Annotated in this window: 12 protein-coding genes and 1 pseudogene; all 13 read left to right on the forward strand. The window is 45.5% G+C overall.

What is annotated here, in order from left to right:
- Nucleotides 1-67: 67 nt before the first annotated feature.
- Nucleotides 68-544: pseudogene (locus HV350_RS04055) on the forward strand (type IV secretion protein Rhs); the annotation flags it as partial.
- On the forward strand, nt 541-993 hold the full coding sequence (locus HV350_RS04060) for a putative T6SS immunity periplasmic lipoprotein (protein WP_181629830.1): 453 nt from the start codon (nt 541-543) through the stop codon (nt 991-993). The pseudogene HV350_RS04055 and the gene HV350_RS04060, both read left to right, overlap by 4 nt.
- Nucleotides 994-1,037: 44 nt before the next feature.
- Nucleotides 1,038-3,410 carry a type VI secretion system Vgr family protein gene (gene vgrG / locus HV350_RS04065; RefSeq protein ID WP_181629832.1) on the forward strand — a complete coding sequence of 791 codons (2,373 nt, stop codon included), beginning with the start codon at nt 1,038-1,040 and terminating at the stop codon, nt 3,408-3,410.
- 10 nt (nt 3,411-3,420) lie between these two features.
- Nucleotides 3,421-4,389 carry a DUF4123 domain-containing protein gene (locus HV350_RS04070; RefSeq protein WP_181629834.1) on the forward strand — a complete coding sequence of 323 codons (969 nt, stop codon included), beginning with the start codon at nt 3,421-3,423 and terminating at the stop codon, nt 4,387-4,389.
- 38 nt (nt 4,390-4,427) lie between these two features.
- The gene (locus tag HV350_RS04075; protein ID WP_181629835.1) at nt 4,428-7,139 is read left to right on the forward strand and encodes a T6SS effector BTH_I2691 family protein; all 2,712 of its coding nucleotides are present in this window, start codon (nt 4,428-4,430) and stop codon (nt 7,137-7,139) included.
- Nucleotides 7,140-7,208: 69 nt separating this feature from the next.
- On the forward strand, nt 7,209-8,240 hold the full coding sequence (locus tag HV350_RS04080; protein WP_181629838.1) for a putative type VI secretion system effector: 1,032 nt from the start codon (nt 7,209-7,211) through the stop codon (nt 8,238-8,240).
- 38 nt (nt 8,241-8,278) lie between these two features.
- Nucleotides 8,279-9,313, forward strand: coding sequence for a putative type VI secretion system effector (locus tag HV350_RS04085; RefSeq protein ID WP_181629840.1), 1,035 nt, complete (start codon nt 8,279-8,281; stop codon nt 9,311-9,313).
- Between the two features lie 38 nt (nt 9,314-9,351).
- The gene (locus HV350_RS04090) at nt 9,352-9,501 is read left to right on the forward strand and encodes a hypothetical protein (protein WP_160312189.1); all 150 of its coding nucleotides are present in this window, start codon (nt 9,352-9,354) and stop codon (nt 9,499-9,501) included.
- Between the two features lie 20 nt (nt 9,502-9,521).
- A complete protein-coding gene (locus tag HV350_RS04095; protein ID WP_249418027.1) occupies nt 9,522-12,281 on the forward strand; it encodes a T6SS effector BTH_I2691 family protein in 2,760 nt (919 codons plus the stop codon).
- 20 nt (nt 12,282-12,301) lie between these two features.
- Nucleotides 12,302-13,318: a putative type VI secretion system effector gene (locus HV350_RS04100; protein ID WP_047414993.1), complete on the forward strand. Its 1,017-nt coding sequence runs from the start codon at nt 12,302-12,304 to the stop codon at nt 13,316-13,318.
- 163 nt (nt 13,319-13,481) lie between these two features.
- Entirely contained in the window at nt 13,482-13,748 is a 267-nt protein-coding gene (locus tag HV350_RS04105) for a PAAR domain-containing protein (protein ID WP_072034040.1), read from the forward strand.
- Nucleotides 13,749-13,754: 6 nt separating this feature from the next.
- Nucleotides 13,755-14,906 carry a hypothetical protein gene (locus HV350_RS04110; protein ID WP_181629843.1) on the forward strand — a complete coding sequence of 384 codons (1,152 nt, stop codon included), beginning with the start codon at nt 13,755-13,757 and terminating at the stop codon, nt 14,904-14,906.
- A gap of 118 nt (nt 14,907-15,024) precedes the next feature.
- The gene (locus HV350_RS04115; RefSeq protein WP_046092923.1) at nt 15,025-16,056 is read left to right on the forward strand and encodes an IS630-like element ISEc33 family transposase; all 1,032 of its coding nucleotides are present in this window, start codon (nt 15,025-15,027) and stop codon (nt 16,054-16,056) included.
- Nucleotides 16,057-16,066: the final 10 nt, after the last annotated feature.

The raw sequence follows: 16,066 nt of genomic DNA on the forward strand, positions 1-16,066 counted from the left end.
ATGTAAGTGATTGAATTTAATTGACTAAAAGTTTCATTTTCGTTGCGGAGGGTACTTATTCGCACCCTCCCTAGCAAAGACCGTATTTTTTTCAACTATCCAGTATCATAAAGTGTGGATCCATAGGGACAGTTATTTGCCTTTTAATCTACAGGATTCGAATACGGCAATGGCTCCTGACGGTGAGATTTACTTTCGTGAACAGTATCGTGAAGATTTTTCTCAGACGTTACCCCATTATCAACACTTATTTATCCATGAAATGAGTCATGTCTGGCAACGAGAAAAAGGCATGAATGTTATCTGTAGAGGATTGGTGAGTTGGTTAGTCAGTTATCGGTATAAATTGGATGGACGGCTTCTAAGTGAATATCCCATGGAACAGCAGGCCCAAATCATTGCAGACAATTTTATATTGCAAAATGCAGGGTACTACGCTTGGTTAAATATGCGTTTGAAGCATATTGTGACTTTAGATGGGGATGTTCATAAAAGCGTGATCCGAGACGCTTATAAAAACACCCTTCGAGGATTCCCTTGGTGATAAAAAATAGAGCATTTTTTACTTTCAGTGTGCTGAGTTGCTGCCTGGTAATTCTTTCTGGTTGCCCTGGATATGGTGACAGAGCATTTACTGATGAGGAAGCCGTGGTTAGCGTGATTGGAAATAATATCTGCTTCTGGGTGAAGGACTCTGAGAAATACCAACCAAGTATCATTACGGTTACACGTAGAGGTGCTGATTTTGGTAACGAAAAATTTATGCTAAACCCACCACTAATTCTTCTTGAAAATAAATGGTGCATAACACCAGATGTTTATATTTTTCCAGATAGTGGGCAGTTTGTAGTTACGTATACGTTAGGGATTCCTTATTCAAGTGACAGGCCGCGAAGTATTGTTAGCGGGGTTGAATTCTCTAATGGTCGCATTTTTAACATCCATCTTACCGATATGGAAATAGCCAGACCTTATTCTGCGATGGATAAGTGATTTTTAACATCGAGAAATATTGAGTGTTGAAAGGAGTTAATCTTATGGATAAGTCTCAGCAAGCAGTGATAACCACGCTTAATCGATATTTTTTATCTATTTCTTCTTGCTCTTCTGCTCTGGATGTAGAGGATTTCAGTGGCTCTGAAGGACTGAGTCGGAATTATTACTATGATATTTTATTTACCAGTGCGGATAAGGATATTCAGGCAAATCAGCTCTTGCGTCAGATGGCAACATTGACGATGGATGCTAGCAAGCTGGCATCTATGACGACGCAAAAAATAGTTCATGGTGTGATAACTGATTTTCAGCGGTTATCTGGTTCTGCCGATGAATCAAGATATCATATTACGTTAACGCCTTATCTTTCCCTGCTTGATAAACAGTTCCGCACACACCGCTTTTTTATCAATAAATCAGTTCCGGAAGTGGTGAGTGAAATCCTGCAGGAGCACGCCCTGCATGGCTGGGAGTATGAATTCACGCTGACGCAGAGTTATCCGAAACGTGAGCAGATAAATCAGTATCAGGAGAGCGATCTGGCGTTTATTGAGCGTCTGCTGGCGGAAGTGGGGATATTTTACTTCTTCACGCTGCAGCCGGACACCCGGACGGAAGTGGTGCATTTTGCAGACCAGCAGAGCGCGTATGAATTTGATAAACGGCTGGCGCTGAACAGCCCGTCAGGAATGAGCGACAGCGGGGCGGACTCCGTCTGGGGACTGAAAATCCTGCAGCAGGTGGCACCGGCGGGAGTGACCACAAAAGACTATAACCATCGCGAAGCGCAGAAGGTGCTGCAGTCGGCGAGGGCGGATATCACCGGTGGCGAAGGCGAGGAAATGCGTTATGGCGAGGTGTATCACTACAAACCACGCCATCTTGAGACGGGTGACGCATCCGGCTCGGCACCGGAAACCGGGAACTTCTGGGCACGACTGGACCACGAGCGTTTTCTGGCGGAGCAGACGCTGATAACGGGTGCCAGCACGGATGCAGGGTTACGTCCGGGACAGGTGCTGACGATAACGGACAGCAGCGTGCCATCGACGTTGCCGGGCGTGCTGCAGCAGCCGGTGGTGGTCATCCGGACCGGGTTCAGCGGCAGCAGGAAGGATGCGCTGAAGGTGACGCTGGCGGCGGTACCGTACAGTGAGACGCAGTGCTGGCGTCCGGCGCTGAAGGCAAGACCAAAGGTCAGCGGTACGCTGACGGCGCGGGTCAGCAGCCCGAAGAGCGGAGATATCTACGCGCATCAGACGGCGGAGGGATTGTATCGTGTGAAATTTGATGCCGACCAGGACAGCAAACAGCAGGGTTACGAGAGCATGCTGCTGCGCCTTGCCAAACCCTATGGCGGCGACACCTACGGTATTCACTTCCCGCTGATACAGGGCACAGAAGTGGCGGTGGCGTTCCATGAAGGGGATCCGGACCGGCCTTATATCGCCCATGCGCTGCATGACTCCCGACATCCTGACCACGTGACGGAGGCAAACCACACCCGCAACGTCATCCGCACGCCCGCCAATAACAAACTGCGCATGGAGGACAAACGGGGCGAGGAGCACATCAAGCTCAGCACTGAGTACGGCGGGAAGACGCAGCTGAACCTGGGGCATAACGTGGATGCGCAGCGCGCGATGCGGGGAGAGGGCTTTGAACTACGTACAGACCAGTGGGGAGCTATTCGGGCAGGGAAGGGGATTTTTATCAGCGCCGATCGTCAGGAATTAGCTGGAGGTTTGCAGTTAGATATGCATGAAGCAGTAGCGAACTTACAAGCTGCGCTTCAGGATGCGAAAGGTATTCATTCTGCGGCAGAAAAAGCGAAAGCAGAACTGGCTGATATCGAGAGGCAAAAAGCATTGTTGATGGAGTCTATGACAGACCTCAAGAAACAGGCTTTACTTTTTTCTGCTCCTGCCGGTATCGCTCAGGTGACTCCCGCCAGTATCCAACTCTCATCAGGTGAGAATATCATTGTAACCTCTGGAGCGGACGCGGATGTCAGTGTCGCTAAAAAATTCCGCCTTGGTGTGAAAGAAACAATAAGTCTTTTCGCTCAGTGGATGGGGATTAAAATTTTTGCCAGCAAAGGAAAAGTGGAGATTCAGGCTCAGGGAGATGCAATGGATCTCATGGCAAAGAAAACGTTGAGTATAGCCAGCAAAGATGAGCAGGTGATTATTACCGCAGCGACAGAGTTAGTACTCAGTTGTGGCGGTGCATATATCAGGCTTAAAGATGGTGAAATAGAAGTAGGGGCGCCAGGCAATGTTCGCGTAAAGAGTATTGGAATTCAGAAAATGGCTCCTGCAACATTGAATGCTAGCATAGAGTTACCGGATCCTTGCGCCACCGCCATTGATGCTGCTGGTGGTACGCAAAGCCCTACCGTGACGCTGGGTTAATGGAGGGCAAATGAAGGAATCTTTAATAACTTATGATTACTCCTTACCGGCAATGCAAAAACGAGGGGATGACATTGGTGAACAAATATTTAATCATTTTATAACGTTAAATAGAAATTGCATATTAATGATTGATACTGCAATTATAAGACTGAGGAATAAAGATTCGTCATTCTATGATAAAATAAAAAGTAGGGATGTTGTAAGGGTACCTGTTGCTACTCGTTATCTATCAGCTGAATTTGAACCCTGTTTGGTTTCACTGGATCTATCTTTACCTGCTGATTGTAATATACTACATGAAAGTATTATGCAGGCTCTGAAAGAGATAGAACCTAATGAGATACTGCTGGGTAAGGGCAGGATGATTTGTGGTTGGCTTACTTGTGCAGAAAATATTATAAATCTCGCTGCTTATCTGGGAAAAGTCGCTATCCAACAGTGTGATGGCAAAGATGTATTGCTTCGGTATTATGACCCCGCAATTATAATCTCTCTTTTCTCCATCCTGGATGATTGGCAACAACGACGTTTGTTAGGACCAGTTGAAGTGTGGAGTTTTATTGATGGCGATGGACAGTTTATCAATAAAATAAATAAATCTAATAATCAAGTGCGACTTTCATATACTTTATCGCTGAGTGCTGACAATTGGCGTGATATAAATTTTGTAGGGATAAAGAATAAGATTATTTGTAATTATCGCTTAGCGCATTTGAGTAGTGAACGATTTTCGGAAGTAGAGGTGTTTAAGGTATTAAGAAATTCACTTAAAAAAGCCGAGTTGTGTGCTTTCTTTGATATAGAAGATCTTATTAAATGGGGTGAGTGTTCAATTAATGTAGCTCCGGAATTTTATAACCATAGCGTTATTAAAAAACTGCTTGAAATAAATAAACGAAGTGAAAGAGGAAATTTTATTCAAATCACGTCCCATGTCACAGAACAGCAATGGAATGAAATTCGTGAAGAGCATTAATTAAGAAGTTTACAGTTAGAATATGCAGGAGAACAGGGATGAAAAATCATAAATGTGACTGTATGTCACAGGGACCGGCATTACTACCCGTACGCTATGCGGTGATTCCTGAATATATTAAAGAACCGTTACCGGAGTGGGCAACATCAGGAGTATCGGCTTACCCGGTGGAAAACGAAAATTACCACTATGCGCTGCGCGCAATGCGCAGAGGATATATCTATATCTACTATCCGTATCTGACGGACTGGGAGGCGTGGTCGGTATGTGATGACGGCAGTTTGTGGAAACAGCTTTCGGCGAAAAATGTCCTGGAGAAAGCAGAGCCTGACTGTCGGCAGGGAACCTACAGTAATGGCGGAAAGGATTTTCTGACGCTGCCCTATGAAGTTCTGGAGAATGACATCTGGATAGCATTCACGCAGTGTCCGTGGACGGAAAATACGCTGGAGCGTTACGCGAGCGATGGCGTGCAACGGCAGAGCAGAATGCAGTGCGTGAGTTCATCGAACTGGAGGGCGCCACAGGCTTCACAGCAAATAACGGAGGCAACCACAGCGAATCTTGTCAGTGTTCTGGATTACATTCCGGCGCAGGGCAGCATGCTGAGCCCGGGAATGCGGTTACCTTATGGCACCCATAATAAAATACGCGTCAGCCAGTGTGTGAATGAACGCTATGCAATAGTCAAAGAGCCGGGGCCGCAGGAGACATTGTACCCGTGGAAGAGTGGAGTGGTCGGAAACACAATCCGGCAGATGAAGGAACGGGGTGTGAAGCCAGACGGTTCCCCGGTCACACCGTTGCTGATGGCGCTGCATGATGCAACAGGGATAACGCATGAGCTGACGGGATGGACAAACGATGTCCTGGCGATGGCGAAGATATTCGGTGATGAACGCGCTCTGGAGTTCTGTACCCAGAATCTGATAAACGGTGTTAAGGAGATTATAAAAAAGAGTGCTGAGCAGAATGTGGAAGAGCAGCTCGCGGCATTGGGTGGTTCACTTTCAACATCTCGCGATATTGATTACGCATATGGAATGTATGTCTGGAACGAGGGACGGAAAGGCAATACGGATGTTTTAAGCCGGGAAGAATTTGAGCGTCAGGCGAAGAAAAGACAGGAGCAGAATCTGAAAAGGTCGCGGGTGGCAAATAACCTGCGCAGATATAAAAGAAAGATAAAGCAAGAGAGCCTGGATTCGTTTATTAATTGTAGTGAGGTCCTGACACAAAAAATAGATAAACAACTCGAAGTGATAATTGCTTTCCGCTGTCAATGGCTTAAATCTCCATGTTTTATTCGTACACTGCAGGACTTTTATTCTGATCTTTCACAGGATAATTTGCACTTTCGTGAAATTGCGGCTTTTGCGATGTCTGGGTTAGGTGCGGCGAAATCTGGTGTGAGTTTACTCGATGACTGGATAAAAGATTACTCAACTGCTGATGAAAATAACCTTGTCTGGCGTACACATTTTTATAATGCACCTGAGTTAATGACTGTTGCCGAACCCTTGCTTGCCAGAGTACGCAAAGGAGTGAGTCAGCAGGTCACAGAACAAAGTTTATTAGCATTTTTTGAGTCAAAATCCGGCGACCTGGTTAAATTATTCGAAGGATTTAGTAAAGCAACAGCTGCGCTGGATGAGCCACTTGGAAATGATCCAGTCTGGTCAAAGCGAGTGTTGTATCAAGTTGACCAACATATGGCAACGCTGGGTTCACGATTATTCTCGGTTTCGGGTGTGGGACCAAAATTGGACACCATAAACGATCTTGTCGTTAAAACGCTCTGTTCTCTTTCAGCAGGTAAAACAATAGCTGAAATAAAATCTTTCTCTAGTAAATATTTTGGCTGGGCGACTGAGCGTAGTTACTATGTAAACGAAATTCTCTTTGTTAATCCTCAGAAAAACAGAGTGTCAGGGCGCTTAAAAGTCGCTCAGGTGCGGTTCTCCGATCTGGAAAAGGCGACTGCGGAATTCAGTATCAAGGGAGCGAAAAAAAATGCTTATCGTGCGACAAGTATCAATTTCCTGGTGCTCTTTTTTAATATGGCGGAGCTATATAACCAGGCCGATCATTTTAAACGTGATGACTTTTCCAGTTCTGCCAAACTGGTCGCTGCAGGATTCGCCACCACGGGAGGTGCGGTTGATATTGTCAGTAAGATGATGGATGTCATAAAAAAAGATGATAAATCGTTTCCGAAACTGAAATGGGTAGGGGCCAGTTGTGCAATGCTTAATGCCATTGCATCGTTGGGGGCTGATTTTTCAGATGCTTACCAGTTAAAAGATGAAAAATCAATAAGTAAACGATGGGCATACAGAGTGTTATATTTGGGAAAAATCCTTAATGACGTAACGACCATTATTGCACTCAGCGGCAAAGTTATGCCTGCTTTAATGTCAAAATTTGGCTGGAGTACGGCTGTCGGCAGTACGGATATGTGGCTGGGACGCGCAGTTGCACCTACGGTTTATGCGCTAGGTATTGAGTGGATTGGTGTCTTCTCGTCCTGGCAGTTCGCTTTGTTACTGGTGGTAGTGGATTATGCCCTGAAAGAGTATTTTTTTGAAGATGAAATTCAAGTCTGGCTGCAGAACACGCTGTTTGGCAAAAAATTTTCGAAAGATATTGATAGCTACTCTGAAGAAAAAAAAACAGAACTTATAGTGAAATGTGGAAAATCGTTGATGGAATGCGTACGTAAAATAGAATCTACCAGTAAACAGAATTGAATTATATTTTCAAATAAATTCATTGAATAAATATCGGCATGGTCATATTACATATTGTAAGAATAAATTATGAAAAAAGAACTGAAATTCTCGGACGGGTTGCGAAGAGGTCTGGAAGGCAGCAATAAAAAATATCCGCTTCATAACTATCTGCAGCAAAAAAGTGAGCTGGCGCGAACGCAGGAAATTCTGCGCAATATCGAGGCCAAAAATGAAAAAGGAAAATGGCTGGCACATTTTCGCCTGAAAGAGAAAGAGCTGCTGGAGGCGCTGAAAAACGCCCCGCCGGACCCGGTGCTGCCGCCTCCGGCACCGCTGATTAAAGTTCGGGGCGTCATAGAAAAACTGACGCAGCGGCGGGTGGTGCAGCATTTCGACGTTCTGTCCTATCCTGAAGGAAACGCCTACTACACCCGGTATAAAAAGAAGATGGCGGCGTCGGCGGTGGTCTGGGCGGCCAGCGGCTCGGGAGGGACAGCTTCGGCCCTGCTGCAGGACTATGACAGGCCGCTGTGCGGGGCCTGGTATCTGACCGGGCGCATTAACGGCAGACGTTTTTCGGGCTGGCTGGGGTATCACTGGTGCTATGAAGGCGAGGAGGTGGAACTGCTGGCAGCGCCGGTCGGTGAGGAGTATCTGGTGTATGCCATCCACAGGCCGGAGGAGCAGTCCCTGTGCATGACGCCGGGGTGTTACCGGGGAAAGAATCAGGCGCGCCGGGCGGCAGTGCGTATCCCGTTGCGGGTTTGCTATCTGTGCCTGGCCGTTGTCCTCATAACATTGCTGTGTAGCGATGGTATGGCATCATTTTACGATCCTATGTTCTATATATTTATAGCAGGCACAATAGTTTTTCTGCTGGTGATGTGCCTGCTTCCCGCGGCCTGGTCAATTTACAAACATAAGCCGTTACCGGAAGAAACGCTGTCAGAGGAGATATTCACCCTGCTGGGCTGGGAAAACGTGGCGGATATTAACCTGGACACTCTACATAAACGGCGAAAAAAAGAGTGGAGGCGAACAGAGATCCCGCCAAACCCTCTGCGCAAAGGTACGCCCTTTGATCATTCAGGAATAAGAGCAGGCATTTTTTATTATTAATAAGGATGCTGAATGGTTCTTAACGGTCTGGATAAATTATGAAAAAAGAACTGAAATTCTCGGACGGGTTGCGAAGAAGTCTGGAAGGCAGCAATAAAAAATATCCGCTTCATAACTATCTGCAGCAAAAAAGTGAGCTGGCGCGAACGCAGGAAATTCTGCGCAATATCGAGGCCAAAAATGAAAAAGGAAAATGGCTGGCACATTTTCGCCTGAAAGAGAAAGAGCTGCTGGAGGCGCTGAAAAACGCCCCGCCGGACCCGGTGCTGCCGCCTCCGGCACCGCTGATTAAAGTTCGGGGCGTCATAGAAAAACTGACGCAGCGGCGGGTGGTGCAGCATTTCGACGTTCTGTCCTATCCTGAAGGAAACGCCTACTACACCCGGTATAAAAAGAAGATGGCGGCGTCGGCGGTGGTCTGGGCGGCCAGCGGCTCGGGAGGGACAGCTTCGGCCCTGCTGCAGGACTATGACAGGCCGCTGTGCGGGGCCTGGTATCTGACCGGACGCATTAATGGCAGGCGATTTTCGGGCTGGCTGGGATGTCACTGGTGCTATGAAGGGGAGGAGGTGGAACTGCTGGCGGCACCGGTCGGCGAGGAGTATCTGGTGTATGCCATCCACAGGCCGGAGGAGCAGTCCCTGTGCATGACGCCGGGGTGTTACCGGGGAAAGAATCAGGCGCGCCGGGCGGCAGTGCGTATCCCGTTGCGGGTTTGCTATCTGAGCCTGGCAATAGTAACTCCTGCAGTTATACATATTCATAATGGATGGGAGGCATTTTCTGACCCGGAATTTTACATGATGTTGGCTGTGTTTTGTCTTATGTCATTGGGGTTGTGTCTGCTTCCCGCGGCCTGGTCAATTTACAAACACAAACCGTTACCGGAAGAAACGCTGTCAGAGGAGATATTCACCCTGCTGGGCTGGGAAAACGTGGCGGATATTAACCTGGAAACTCTACATAAACGGCGAAAAAAAGAGTGGAAGCGAACAGAGATCCCGCCAAACCCTCTGCGCAAAGGTACGCCCTTTGATCATTCAGGAATAAGAGCAGGCATTTTTTATTATTAATAAGGATGCTGAATGGTTCTTAACGGTCTGGATAAATTATGAAAAAAGAACTGAAATTCTCGGACGGGTTGCGAAGAAGTCTGGAAGGCAGCAATAAAAAATATCCGCTTCATAACTATCTGCAGCAAAAAAATGAACTGTCGCGAACGCAGGAAATTCTGCGCAATATATCGGGCTGGGTGAGATGAAAAATCATAAATGTGACTGTATGTCACAGGGACCGGCATTACTACCCGTACGCTATGCGGTGATTCCTGAATATATTAAAGAACCGTTACCGGAGTGGGCAACACCAGGAGTATCGGCTTACCCGGTGGAAAACGAAAATTACCACTATGCGCTGCGCGCAATGCGCAGAGGATATATCTATATCTACTATCCGTATCTGACGGACTGGGAGGCGTGGTCGGTATGTGATGACGGCAGTTTGTGGAAACAGCTTTCGGCGAAAAATGTCCTGGAGAAATCAGAGCCTGACTGTCGGCAGGGAACCTACAGTAATGGCGGAAAGGATTTTCTGACGCTGCCCTATGAAGTTCTGGAGAATGACATCTGGATAGCATTCACGCAGTGTCCGTGGACGGAAAATACGCTGGAGCGTTACGCGAGCGATGGCGTGCAACGGCAGAGCAGAATGCAGTGCGTGAGTTCATCGAACTGGAGGGCGCCACAGGCTTCACAGCAAATAACGGAGGCAACCACAGCGAATCTTGTCAGTGTTCTGGATTACATTCCGGCGCAGGGCAGCATGCTGAGCCCGGGAATGCGGTTACCTTATGGCACCCATAATAAAATACGCGTCAGCCAGTGTGTGAATGAACGCTATGCAATAGTCAAAGAGCCGGGGCCGCAGGAGACATTGTACCCGTGGAAGAGTGGAGTGGTCGGAAACACAATCCGGCAGATGAAGGAACGGGGTGTGAAGCCAGACGGTTCCCCGGTCACACCGTTGCTGATGGCGCTGCATGATGCAACAGGGATAACGCATGAGCTGACGGGATGGACGAACGATGTCCTGGCGATGGCGAAGATATTCGGTGATGAACGCGCTCTGGAGTTCTGTACCCAGAATCTGATAAACGGTGTTAAGGAGATTGTTAACAAAAGCTCGGAACAGAATGTTGAAGCCCAGCTTTCTGTATTACCCCAGGAAACATATATCTCTCCTCCTGCAATGGATTATTCTTATTACATGTATGTCCAGAATGAGAAATCTAAAGGAACAGATCCGAAGGATATACTAACTCGCGAAGAGTTCGAAAAACAGATAAAGGGAAAACAAAACGAAGTTTATAAAAAACACCAGGTCGCTAATGATTGGTCTAAATATGCTCGAATGATCAATCAGAGCAAATGGGATTCTTTTAATAAATGTTGTGCTGATCTTACACAAAAAATTGATGAGCAACTCGCTAAACTGATTATCTATCGTTGTGAATGGTTACAGACTTCTTTATTTATAACAATGTTACAGGATTTTTTCTCTAATGACCCTGTTGATAATGCAAACTATCGTGAAATTGCTGCATTCGCGATGGCTGGGCTTAATGAGTCGCCATCAGGTGTAAAATTGCTGGATGACTGGATCGACGCATATACCACGGCAAGTAAAACTAATCTCGTCTGGAGAACACATTTTTATAATAATCCAGAAATAATGGCAGATGCAGAGCCATTATTGGCTAGCTTGCAACAGTGTAGCATATCTCCGGTTTCTGAAAATGATGTGCTCTACTTTTTTGAGAAGAATGGCGCTAAACTTAATAAAATATTTAAAGGTTTTGAAAAAGCAACGAGTGAAATTTCAAAACCTCTGGATAGCAATGCCGTATTCTCGAAAAGAGTGCTGTATAAAATAGATCAGCACATGGTTACCGTGGGGACCAGGTTTTTTTCCGTATCACGGATTGGACCTGTGCTCAATACCATGAATGACCTTATAGTTCGAACTCTTTTTTCGCTATCTTCTGGAAAGTCAGAGTTAGAAACAAAAATGTTGTTCAGTAAATATTTTGGCTGGGCAACGGAGCGTAGGGCTTACATTACTGGCACTGTTTTTTACAGCACGCAAAGAGCCATTCGGGCTGATCGTCTCCGGGTGGCGAGTAATAAATATGCCGCACTTGAAAAAGCGTATGCAGATTATCTTCGCCAGCCTGCAGGATCTTCTGGTTATGCGGTGACCAGTATTAGAATTTTTGTTTTATTTTTCAATGTGGTCGAACTGTATAACCAACTCGATAACTTTAACAATAAACCCTCTGACTATGCCAAGGTAGTCAGCGCAATATCGGCAACGGCAAGCGGGATTATTGATATTGCAACACCTGCAATGGAGGTCATTCTTAAAGAGAAAAATAGTCTCCACTACATGAAAATGTCTGGCGCAGGATGCTCGCTGATAAGTGCCGGCCTTTCGCTGGGATTAGATTTTTCCACATTGTTGAATAAAGTTAGCTTACCGAATTCCAGTAAAAAATGGGCATTTACCGGCTTATATTTAGTTAAGACTCTTAGTGATGTTGCCATTATTGCCAAAGCGGAAGGGAAATTGATGTCGGTGTTGATTGAACGCTTTGGTTGGGATACCGCTAGAGGGGGATTGGCCGTATGGCTGGGAAAAGCCGCAGCACCACAATTAACAAAATTAGGTGTCGAATGGGTAGGGTTGTTGGCTTCGTGGGAGGTTGCCCTGTTATTGATGGTGGCTGAATATATTTTGACTGAATATTATTCACGTGATGCGTTACAGTCGTGGATTGAGAATAGTTTGTTTGGTGATGATAATTCGATTGATATCGATAGTTATGCGCCGGAAAAAATAAATATGTTTATTGATGAGGCCCGAAATTCACTGCAAGAAAGCACACGTCAATTATCTTCAGGTAAAAAACAACAACGTGGAAAACCAATAATTTACTGGCCATTTATTATCTATGATGAGCCGGAAGTCCCTGCTGTGGTTTAATTTTGGAGCAACGAAATATTATGACAGAAGATGATGAACTGTTCGCCGATATGCCCCGGGCCTATATCCGGGGGCTGGAGAAGGGTAAAGGGTATGTGAAAGAAAACTATCTCCGGGAGCGCAGGGAATGGATAAAATTAAGACAAACCATTGCGTACTATGAATCGGAAGGCAAGAAGAAGCATAAAAAACGGCTGGCGGAACTGTATCGTGAAGAAAAGCAACTGGCAAAAGCGCTGGCTGATATGCCACCGGACCCGATACTGCCCCCGCCAGCCCCGCTGATAAAGGTCAGGGGAGTGGTGAAAAACTATCACCAGCGCTGCCTGACGCACTATTTTGACACCAAAGCCTATCCGCAGACGTGGGAGTATTTCAGCAGGCAGGATGAGAACATGGCGTCTGCCGCGATGGTGCTGGCCTCGATGGGCTCAGCGGCAACGGCGCAGGGCATGGTGGCGAGCAATGAAGACAGGGTTCCAGCTGCTGCGTGGTACGTTACTGGCGAAATCAACGGTCGGCAGTTTTCGGGGTGGCTGGGAGCGCCCTATTGTCGGGAAGGTGAGGAAGTGGAACTGATTGCCGCGCCGGTGGGAGAGGAGTACCTGGTCTATGCCCTTGTCCGGCCGCATGCGCGCTCGCTGACTATGCCACCGTGGTGTTACCAGGGAGTACGACGGGCACGAATTGACGGGATGAAAGTCCCCATTTCGGTCGTTATTTTGTTAATTATTCTGATGTTGATAGTGTTTATTTATCAGGATGGCTGGATTGTTAGTGAAAAAATGGTGAGTGGGGTAACGATGTTCCTGACCATGGGAACCTTTCTGTATATCCTTCCTGCAATATGGGCAATCTGGCGACGCCACCCCTTTCCGAAAGAACAGTTGACGGAGGAGATATTGACTGTTGCTGGCTGGGATAATGTGACGAATATTGATCTTCGGAAACTCGACAAGAAAAATATAAAAGAATTTAAGAAGCAAGGGCGGTCTGTTCGATTACTTAAATCAGGATGGTGGTTTTTTTACTATTAGTTGACAATTATTTAAGTTTTGAATTTTAAAGCTAATGTTTTTGACGGGAAAGATATTAATATTATCTGATCTTTATCTAATTGTATAAATGTGTAGGAAGGTGTGCTTTTATCTTTTTCGAAAGTTTATATGTCGCTAGTTATATTTTTTATAGTGAGGGTTTATGTTTCAAGGTTTGGTCAGGCTCAATGATCCATTAAGTAGTGGTGGTAAAGTGATTTCTGTTTCGTCAACGATAATTATCGATGGTTTAGGTGTTGCACTGCTTGGTGATACTGTTATATGCCCAATTCCATTTCATGGCGTAAATAAGATAATCCAGGGTTCTCCAGAGTGGATCTCAGATGGAAAACCAGTAGCCGTGCATAAATGTATCTGCCAATGTGGTTGTTATGTTATTTCAACACTTCCCTGTACGGGGGTCTGGTAAGTTAAAATGAGTTGGAATATTCCAGATAAAAAGATAATACAACCTGTACCTTCTATTAGGTGGGGCCGCGATAGTGGTATTTTTTTCTCATTGTTAATAACTGTTGTTCTGCTATTCAGTTTATTATATTACATTACTCATAATAATGAGTCTTTTTATTATGCTTTTGTAATATCTTTAATTATTTTTTTAGCATTCATTATATACTTAGGTCTTCGATTATTTCAGCGAGGATTGTCTCTTGAAAAAAATGAAATGATATTAACGGAAGCTTCTAATATTGATTGTAAGTGGTCTGAATGGGCTTCTGATTATTTAAGTGTTGTAGATTATAGTTATCTCTTTCCCAAAGATTCTCAGATGCTAAATTTACTTGAAGAAAATGAGTTCAATGCAATTGGGGCCAGGGCGTTAAATTTCCCAGAATCGATTGGCTATACTGCTTTATTTCATGAGTTATTAGCTCCCATAAGAGCTAGATTAATGGATGTTACTTCTGAAAATGGTTTAATTATTAATTTTATTGTTGGTCAGGTATCGGGGGTTTCAACATGGCAGTCTTTTTTATTGGCCTGGAAACAACTTGGCCTCTCTGATGCTACAATTAATAGCAGTGAATTTATCTTACACGACTATGTATTAAATATTGATGAATGGCTAAGTGTTACGGAGGATAAATTTAGATTAATTATTGTAGGGGAAAAGTCAACGGATATTAATAATAAACATCCTGGTACGGGGGATGGTATGTGTGCTTTTCTTTTTGCTCCAGCGATTTTAATTAAACAGAATAATATTGCCGAGAAGGCAAGACTATATAGATCTATTTCTACAAATGAAGATAATCTGATCAAAGATCTTAACAATTTTATTTTTTATCAGGCCAGTGTCGGGATGGTTGATAATTTTTTGATAGGAAAAAATAGCAATAAAAAAGATGTAGCTAAGGCAGCTGTTGTTCTTAACGAACACAATAAAAATCTTGAGCAGTATTATGCTGAGTTATATATTGGTATTCATGGAGAATTTGATATCTGGGTGATGTTAATGTTTTCTTTATTAAATATAAAAGATATAGATGCTGTTGATCTGATATTCTCAGAGTCGGATGGAAATATTATATTGTCGAGGGTTAAAAAAATTAGAAGTCGGGAATAGATATATGCAAAAGTCTAAATAGCTGCGCGGAATAGTAGATCACTGAAAGGGAACTCAGCCCGGATTGTGCGATCTGATCAATCGCCAAACCAACCAAAACCACCAACCGGACTGAGCGATGCCGATCATAGCACCAATACCCCGTGGCGAACGACGCCTGATGCAGAAAGCTATTCATAAAACGCGCGATAAAAATCATGCCCGCAGACTCACGGCCATGCTGATGCTTCATCGGGGTGAACGGGTCAGCGATGTTGCCAGAACTCTCTGTTGTGCCCGTTCATCCGTTGGTCGCTGGATTAACTGGTTTACGCACTCAGGTATTGAAGGCCTGAAATCCTTACCCGCAGGGCGCTCCCGACGCTGGCCTTTTGAACATATCTGCACCCTGTTACGTGAGCTGATAAAGCATTCTCCCGGCGATTTTGGTTATCAACGTTCACGCTGGAGCACCGAATTACTGGCAATAAAAATCAATGAGATAACCGGTTGCCAGTTACATGCAGGAACCGTTCGCCGCTGGTTGCCATCTGCGGGGCTTGTATGGCGCAGGGCCGCGCCAACTCTGCGTATCCGTGACCCACATAAAGATGAAAAGATGGCGGTAATCCACAAAGCGCTGGATGAATGCAGCGCAGAGCATCCGGTATTTTATGAAGATGAAGTGGATATCCACCTTAATCCTAAAATCGGTGCGGACTGGCAGTTGCGCGGACAGCAGAAACGGGTAGTGACGCCGGGGCAGAACGAAAAATACTATCTGGCCGGCGCACTGCACAGTGGCACGGGTAAAGTCAGCTACGTGGGCGGCAACAGCAAAAGTTCAGCGCTGTTTATCGCTCTGCTGAAGCACCTGAAAGCCACTTACCGGCGGGCGAAAACAATCACGCTGATCGTTGATAACTACATTATCCATAAAAGCCGCGAAACACAGCGCTGGTTGAAAGCAAATCCCAAGTTCAGGGTAATTTACCAGCCGGTTTACTCGCCGTGGGTGAATCATGTGGAACGGCTATGGCAGGCACTTCATGACACGATAACCCGTAATCATCAGTGCCGCTCAATGTGGCAGTTACTGAAAAAGGTCCGCCATTTTATGGAAACCGCCAGCCCATTCCCCGGAGGAAAACATGGTCAGGCAAAAGTGTAGCGGTATTAGG

The organism is Citrobacter sp. RHBSTW-01013, assembly GCF_013781985.1.
Taxonomy (GTDB): Bacteria; Pseudomonadota; Gammaproteobacteria; order Enterobacterales; family Enterobacteriaceae; genus Citrobacter; species Citrobacter braakii.

Coding starts and splice junctions, on each gene's coding strand:
- vgrG (WP_181629832.1), top strand. CDS start 1,038: ATGGATAAGTCTCAGCAAGCAGTGATAACCACGCTTAATCGATATTTT.
- HV350_RS04070 (WP_181629834.1), top strand. CDS start 3,421: ATGAAGGAATCTTTAATAACTTATGATTACTCCTTACCGGCAATGCAA.
- HV350_RS04075 (WP_181629835.1), top strand. CDS start 4,428: ATGAAAAATCATAAATGTGACTGTATGTCACAGGGACCGGCATTACTA.
- HV350_RS04080 (WP_181629838.1), top strand. CDS start 7,209: ATGAAAAAAGAACTGAAATTCTCGGACGGGTTGCGAAGAGGTCTGGAA.
- HV350_RS04085 (WP_181629840.1), top strand. CDS start 8,279: ATGAAAAAAGAACTGAAATTCTCGGACGGGTTGCGAAGAAGTCTGGAA.
- HV350_RS04090 (WP_160312189.1), top strand. CDS start 9,352: ATGAAAAAAGAACTGAAATTCTCGGACGGGTTGCGAAGAAGTCTGGAA.
- HV350_RS04095 (WP_249418027.1), top strand. CDS start 9,522: ATGTCACAGGGACCGGCATTACTACCCGTACGCTATGCGGTGATTCCT.
- HV350_RS04100 (WP_047414993.1), top strand. CDS start 12,302: ATGACAGAAGATGATGAACTGTTCGCCGATATGCCCCGGGCCTATATC.
- HV350_RS04105 (WP_072034040.1), top strand. CDS start 13,482: ATGTTTCAAGGTTTGGTCAGGCTCAATGATCCATTAAGTAGTGGTGGT.
- HV350_RS04110 (WP_181629843.1), top strand. CDS start 13,755: ATGAGTTGGAATATTCCAGATAAAAAGATAATACAACCTGTACCTTCT.
- HV350_RS04115 (WP_046092923.1), top strand. CDS start 15,025: ATGCCGATCATAGCACCAATACCCCGTGGCGAACGACGCCTGATGCAG.